The sequence below is a fragment of the Aeromonas sp. R1-1 genome, assembly GCF_040908495.1.
Classification (GTDB): domain Bacteria; phylum Pseudomonadota; class Gammaproteobacteria; order Enterobacterales; family Aeromonadaceae; genus Aeromonas; species Aeromonas veronii.
The window spans coordinates 1-5803 of record NZ_JBFODV010000105.1; the positions used below are offsets into that span (position 1 = coordinate 1).

The following is a 5803-nucleotide window of genomic DNA, read 5'->3' on the forward strand; positions in this document are numbered from 1 at the left end:
ACCCCTTGCAGCACTTCTTCACCGCCCGCACCACGTTCTGATAACCGGTACAGCGGCAGAGGTTGCCCGACAGCCCGCGGCGGATCTCCGCATCGGTCAGCGGACGACGTTCGGTCTTGTCGAGCAGGGCGGCGCTCGCCATCACGAGGCCCGGGGTACAAAAACCGCACTGTACCGCCCCCTCGTCGATAAAGGCCTGCTGCACATCGGAAAGCTCATTGCCTTTGCGCTCCCCCTCCACGGTGCGAATGGATTTGCCATCGGCCCAGACCGCCAGATAGAGGCAGCTGTCGATGGCAGTGCCATTCACCCGCACGGTACAGGCGCCGCACTCACCGACGCTGCACCCCTCTTTCACACTGATAAGCCCCTGCCCGCGCAGGAAGTGGAGCAGCGACATGGTGGGCGGCACAGCATAGGAGTAAGGCTTGCCGTTGATCTCGCACTGGATCTCCACGGCGGGACAGCTTTGTGGTTGCATCATAGGATCTTGCCTCCGGCACGTTCGACTGCGCAGGCGACCACCCGCTGCGCCAGGGTTTTGATAAGGTGCAGGCGAAACTCCTTCTCCGCCCGCCAGGAGGAGCGCGGCGCCACATCGGCCACCACCGCCTCGGCAATCGCGGCCAGTGTGGCGCGATTCAGGGGTTGCCCTTCAGCTGCAGCCTCCGCATGCGGCGTTCGGATCGGGGTCGGGGCCGCCACCCCGTAGGCCAGCCGCAGCCCCTTGAAGTGGCCATTCTCAATCTGGCAGTAAGCGGCGCAGCCGATGGTGGCAATATCCATGGCCCCACGCATGGCGTACTTGAAGTAGTGGGATCCCACATGGAGATGGTGATCAGGGGCAAAGTGGTATGCCACCAGGATCTCCGCCGGTTGCAGCGCCACCTTGCCGGGGCCGGTGTGAAATCCGGCGATGGGGATGCGGCGCGTGCCATTGGGCCCGGCGATTTCCAGCTCCGCTTCCAGCGCCACTGTTGGCGCCGCCGAGTCGGCACTGGTAGCGCCGTTGCAGATATTGCCGCCATAGGTGGCGACGTTGCGGATCTGCGGCCCTGCAATGGTGGCGGCCGCTTCAGCCAGCATCGGCAGGCGGCGCTGCACCAGCTCGTTTTCAATCAGCTCGGTAAAGGTGGTGCCGGAGCCGATACGGATCGATCCGTCCGGCAACTCGCTCACCCCTTTGAGTTCGGGCAAGTCGTGAATATCGACAATATGGCGATAGGCGGCGTTGAGGTGATGAAGCTGGATCATCACATCGGTGCCACCGGCCAAGAGGCGCGCCTCGGGGTCAGCCTGACGCAGGGCGACTGCCTCGGCGACACTGTGCGCCTTGTAGTAACGGGCAATATCAAACATGGTGTTGCTCCTCCCCTGCTCCCTCGCCAATCAGACCCGCCGCGACAAACTCCCGAAACAGGGTCTTGGGGGTGATAGGCAGCTCGTTGATGGCGACCCCAGTCGCCATGCGGATGGCGTTACGGATCGCTGGGCCCGGCGAGATGATGGGCGGTTCCCCCAGTGATTTGTGGCCATAGACCGACTGGGGCTCATAGGTCTGCACGAAGTCGCACTCAAGCTCTGGCAAATCCAGCATGGTGGGGAACTTGTAGTCGAGCAGGTTGGGGTTGCGTACCACGCCGGTTTTCGGGTCGATGATCATCTCCTCGAACAGCGACCAGCCGATCCCCATCCCCATGCCGCCGTGCACCTGCCCCTCTGCCAGCTGCGGATTGAGGATCTTGCCTGCATCGTGCAGGTTGATGATGCGATTGATGGTCACCTTGCAGAGATCGATATCAACGCTGAGATCGACAAACGTGCATCCGAAACTGGGCGGGTTGGTGGTGGTCTTGTGGGAGACCTCGGAGGTGATCTGACCGCCGATAGTGAGGTGGTAGTAGGCGTTGACCGACACTTCGGCGACGCTGATCAGTACCTTGTCCGGTGCGCCAGCCAGCACCACGTAGCCGTCGATCAGGGTCAGCGACCCTACATCCTGATGGCAGAGTTGGGCCGCCAGCGACAAAATGCGGGCCCGCAACTGCAGCGCCGCCTGATGGATGGCGGGGGCCGCCACATAACTCTGGCGCGAAGCGAACGAGCCAGGATCATAGGCGGTGATGTCGGTATCCTGAGTCGAGATGACCCGGATCTGCTCAAACGGAATGCCCAACGTCTGGGCCGCCATCTGGGCAAAGACGGTGTCCGACCCCTGCCCTATCTCGGTGGCACCGATCTGCAGATTGACGGTGCCATCCTGATTGAGCAGCATGCGGGCACCGGCAATTTCGACCCCCACCGGATAGGTGTTGGAGCCGTAGCTAAAGCACGCTACCCCGATGCCACGGCGCACCCGGCTCGCCGGATCCTGCCCCAGACACTCTGCCTTGAGCCGATCCCACTCGAACATCTCGCGACCACGGATCAGGCAGTCCGGCAACCCGGCGCTGTAGATGGTCTTCTGGTTGACCTGATTGACATCCCCCTCGCGCGCCACGTTGGTGATCCGCACATCGAGCGGATCCAGCCCCAGTTCGGCGCAGGCATCATCCAGCATGCACTCGAGGGCAAAAATCACCTGGGGCGCGCCGTAACCGCGCATGGCACCAGCGGTGGGCAGGTTGCTGTAGAAGGTCTTGGCGTCATAACCGAAGGCGCTGCGCGGATAGAGGTAGCTGATCTTGTTGCCCCCGGCGCTGGCGATGGAGTGGCCGTGAGAGGCATAGCCGCCGGTGTTGGAGAGCACGTCGAGCTGATAGCCCTTGAGGGTGCCGTCGCGGTTGAGGCCAATCTTGCCATCGATGGCAAAGCCGTGGCGGGTGCGGGAGGCAAAAAAACACTCCTCCCGGCTCAAGGTCACCTTGACCGGCACGCCGCCGAGTTTGTAGCTCAGAAACGCCGCCATCGGCTCTTCCAGCACATCCTGCTTGTTGCCAAAGCCGCCGCCCATATAGGGTTTGATCACCCGCACGCTCGACCAGGGCAGGCCGAGAGATTTGGCCACCCGGCTGCGCACTATCTGGGGGATCTGGGTACTGCTGACCACGATGATGTGGTCCGGCTGATCCATATAGGCGTAGCAGGTCACCGTCTCCAGATGGCAATGCTGTACCACCGGCGTCTGATAGTGCGCCTTGAACTGCAGATCCGCTGCTGCGATTGCCTGTTCCGGATCATTGGCGCGAAGCTGGCTTTGGCGCAGCAGGTTGCCACTCGGGTGAATGGGATAGGCATCGTCGGCCAGCGCGCTTTGGGCATCCGTCATCACCGGCAGCGGCTCGTAAGTCACCTTGACCAGGGCGGCAGCCTTCTCGGCCACCAGCGGATCGCGGGCCACTACGATTGCCACCCCATCGCCGAAGTGGCGCACATGGTCGGTGAGCAGGCGCCTGTCTTTCACGTCCCGTTTCGCCTCATCGAGGGACCAGGCGTGACCGGCGGTGCGAAAACAGGTGGTGGGGACATCTTCATGGGTAAACACGGCTTCGACCCCGTGCAGGGCCAGCGCTTCGGCCGCATCGATGGCGAGCACCTTGCCGTGGGCAATATTGCTGCGCACGTACTTGGCGTGGCGCATCCCGAGCATGATGTTGTCATCGGTATAGCGGGCGCTGCCGGTCACCTTGGCCTCGGCATCCACCCGCTTGAGCGGTAATCCTATGGACATATGCAAGTCCTTTTTCGAATGGAAAAATCTGGAACCGGCATAAAAAACAGCAAGATATGCGCCTGTTTCCCGCCATCGTCAGGACAATGGGGAGAAGTGTGAAGGGGATCCCATCTAGCCCGCTTTTGTTGGCTCGCAGCGACAAGCCAAGGGCAGCCCCTGAGCAAACGGGGCACATCTGCGGTGAAAAAAGCGGCAGAGCGAGGAGAGCAAAGATGGGAGCCTATCAATCTGGTAGGAGGATTTATCAAAATGGTATCGCGATGCCCCCCCCAACTGCGGAGACGGCCGAGACGTGATAGTCAGCATGAGCGGGCTAAAAATAACAGGCATAAAAATGGGGCCGCCAGTGCGGCCCCAAACGGGCGGGTTATCCCTAAATAGCCCACCCCCCAGCATAGAAAATCACCAGCGCCAGGGCGATGATGACGGTGCCCGTGTTGAGCTTGTGCCACTCCTTCGAGCAGATGCGGCCGATCACCAGCGAGCTGAAGCCGAGCATGATGCCGGTGACGATATTGCAGGTGAGCACAATAAATACCGCGCACACCAGCCCGGACATGGCCCCGACAAAGTCATCGAAATCGAGTTTGGTGACGTTGCTCAGCATCAAGAGCCCCACATACATCAGGGCTGGCGCGGTGGCATAGGCGGGCACCAGATAGGAGAGCGGCGAGAGGAACAGCATCAGCAGGAACAGGCCACCGACCACGGTCGCGGTGAGGCCGGTTTTGCCCCCCGCCGCCGTGCCCGCGGCCGATTCGATATAGACGGCAGCGGGGGCCGCCCCCACCAGACTGGAGAAGATGCTGCTGACCGAGTCGGCACTGAGCGCCTTGCCGCTGTTGATGATGTGACCATCCTTATCCAGCAGGTTGGCCTGCCCCGCCACGGCGCGGATGGTGCCGGTGGCATCGAATACCGCCGTCATCACCAGCGCCAGCACGCTGGGCAGCACCAGCGGCGAGAGGGCCCCCATGATATCCAGACTGAAGATGAGGGACTTGCCCTGATCGTCCGAGAGGCTCGGCAGGGCGAACAGTCCCTGATACTTCACCGCCGGATCGAAAATCAGGCCGAAGATGGAGATGGCGATGATCACCAGCAGGATCCCCCCCGGTACTCTCAGCTTCTCCAGCCCGAAGATCACCGCAAGACCGATCAGGGACATAATGACCGGCATGGAGGTAAAGGCCCCCAGCGCCACCGGCAGCCCCTCCAGCGGGTTCTTGATCACCAGCCCCACCCCGTTGGCGGCGATAAGCAGCAGGAAGAGACCGATCCCGATGCCGGTGCCGTGGGCAATTCCCATCGGCAGGTTATCGAGGATCCAGCTACGCACCCCGGTCACCGAGATGGCGGTAAACAGCACCCCCATCAGGAAGACGGCCCCCAACGCCACCGGAATGGGGATCTGCTGCCCCAGCACCAGACTGAATGCAGTAAACGCCGTGAGGGAAATAGCGCAGCCGATGGCCATAGGCAACTTGGCCCAGAGCCCCATCAAGAGCGAACCGAACCCCGCCACCAGACAGGTGGCGACAAACACAGCGCCGGGGGGAAAGCCCGCCTTGCCGAGCATGCTCGGCACCACGATCACCGAGTAGACCATGGCAAGGAAGGTGGTGAGGCCCGCCAGCACCTCCTGTCTGACGTTGCTGCCCCGCTCGCTGATCATAAAGTAGCGATCAAGAGCCGTGAGCGGCTGTTGCTTTGCTGCGCTCTGGCTGGCGTCATCATTGGCCAGCTGTTCCACGCTGTTTGTCCTGCTGTTTGCTTGGGTCATACCCAACTCCTTCACACGCGCCTGAATGTTCCATGACGAAATGGCGACAGGATCTGCGGGTCTGCCGAGCGCCAGTCTGATGAGAAACAGACGATGGCGGCAGAGGATGCGACAGACAGACCAGGGCTGGCAGCCTTGACTCAAACGTTTGCCTTGCTGGTCAAAAAAACCGGGCCATTTCACGTTCTATGCGGGGAGATCCCCTGTGGTGCGGCAAGACTGGCGCCCCTGTGGGGCACGCCAGCCGCCGTATTCGTTGGGGCTGCCCGCGGCAGCCCACTCCAGCCCCTACCCCCGTTCATGCACCAGTTGGCCATCCACATAGGTGCGGTAGATGGATCTGTCAT

At 61.9% G+C, this 5803-nt stretch carries 4 protein-coding genes; all 4 read right to left on the reverse strand.

From position 1 onward, the window contains the following. A partial coding sequence (xdhC, locus tag AB5Y92_RS06360) for a xanthine dehydrogenase iron sulfur-binding subunit XdhC (RefSeq protein ID WP_021230037.1) occupies positions 1 to 484 on the reverse strand: 484 nt, incomplete at its 3' end. Continuing rightward, positions 481 to 1359 (reverse strand): xanthine dehydrogenase FAD-binding subunit XdhB, encoded by an 879-nt coding sequence (gene xdhB / locus AB5Y92_RS06365; protein ID WP_368225998.1) that lies wholly within the window; start codon positions 1357 to 1359, stop codon positions 481 to 483. The genes xdhB and xdhC, both read right to left, overlap by 4 nt. Then, on the reverse strand, positions 1352 to 3670 hold the full coding sequence (gene xdhA / locus AB5Y92_RS06370) for a xanthine dehydrogenase molybdenum-binding subunit XdhA (RefSeq protein ID WP_368226001.1): 2319 nt from the start codon (positions 3668 to 3670) through the stop codon (positions 1352 to 1354). The genes xdhB and xdhA overlap by 8 nt, the downstream gene beginning before the upstream one ends. 376 nt (positions 3671 to 4046) lie before the next feature. Continuing rightward, on the reverse strand, positions 4047 to 5348 hold the full coding sequence (locus AB5Y92_RS06375) for an NCS2 family permease (RefSeq protein WP_233716120.1): 1302 nt from the start codon (positions 5346 to 5348) through the stop codon (positions 4047 to 4049). Between the last annotated feature and the right edge of the window lie 455 nt (positions 5349 to 5803).